The 1,210-nt window shown below is 35.5% G+C and carries 1 protein-coding gene; it reads right to left on the bottom strand.

All coding sequences use genetic code 11. The features are described from left to right. Window positions 1-164: 164 nt before the first annotated feature. Entirely contained in the window at window positions 165-1,160 is a 996-nt protein-coding gene (locus tag QMO11_RS21825; RefSeq protein ID WP_282040082.1) for an IS30 family transposase, read from the bottom strand. Between the last annotated feature and the right edge of the window lie 50 nt (window positions 1,161-1,210).

Consider the following 1,210-nt stretch of genomic DNA (forward strand, 5'->3'; position numbering starts at 1 on the left):
CTTGGATTCAAGGGTCTAGTGCAACAAAGTTTGTTTTTGTATTGGATGCAAATTAGCATAATTAATTTTTATTTGTATAGTTTTGGTCATATATTTTCTTACGAAAACCCCCAAATGATTTTGTGGGGGCGTTTCGGAAGAAAAATATTCGGAAGTAATCATCATTAAGCGCATGATTTATTTAGTATTTCATTTGGGGTTCTATAGTCTAAGACCTTTCTTGGTCTATCATTAAGCCTATTTTGCAACTCCTTAAGTGCTTCGGGACTTACCTTATTAAAATCTGTTTTCTTTTTAAATACACGCCTTATCAGCCCATTTGTATTTTCATTTGTACCTCGCTCCCATGATGAGTATGGATGAGCAAAGTATACGGGCATGTTCGTTCGTTTTGTAAGTTGCTTATGTGCTGACATTTCTATACCATTATCATGAGTAATACTTTTTAATAAATGCTTGGGGAGCTGCATCAAGGCTTTTGTAAATTCACGCACTACATGTTCGCTTTTTCTCGACTTTAAGGGGATAATTAGTGTATATCTCGAGCTACGCTCAACAATTGTGCCGATGGCACTTTGTTGCCCTTTTCCTATAATTAAATCACTCTCCCAATGCCCTACTATATCCCTATTCTCAACTTCTATAGGACGTTCATCAATTGGTGTTCTGTCAATAATCGTCCCCATATATTGCTTTCTTTTGGGTGATTTACTTCGTTTTGGCTTAGAGTGTACAAGGAGCTTGATCAGTTTACTCTTTAACTTGAAGTTGGTCTGTTTGTATATAAAGCAATAGATTGCTTCGTATGAAATACGCATTTCTAAATTATTTGGATAAAGCTTGACTACTCGATTTGCTATTTGTTCTGGTGTCCAACCCTTAAGTAGGCTTCGAAATACGTAAAACCTTAACACATTATTATTCAATAAACGTGGGTCTAAACGCTTTATCCTATTTCGTATATCTGCATGTTTATGAGCATGGTCGGCAATGTAAAACTTGGATGTTAAATACAATCCTCGTTTTAATTCTCGACTTATGGTTGAACGATTCCTATCGAGAAGTCGTGCAATTTCTGAGACAGACTTAAAATCTTTGAGATAGCCTTCTATTTGGCAACGCTCTTTTAATGTGAGACGTGTGTAGTTTTTTCCATTCATAACAACAAATTTAAAATATTAATTTGTTGCGCTAGGTTCTTGAATCTGGG

Source organism: Saccharicrinis aurantiacus (assembly GCF_947489045.1).
Lineage (GTDB): Bacteria > Bacteroidota > Bacteroidia > Bacteroidales > Marinilabiliaceae > Saccharicrinis > Saccharicrinis aurantiacus.

Coding starts and splice junctions, on each gene's coding strand:
- QMO11_RS21825 (WP_282040082.1), bottom strand. CDS start 1,160: ATGAATGGAAAAAACTACACACGTCTCACATTAAAAGAGCGTTGCCAA.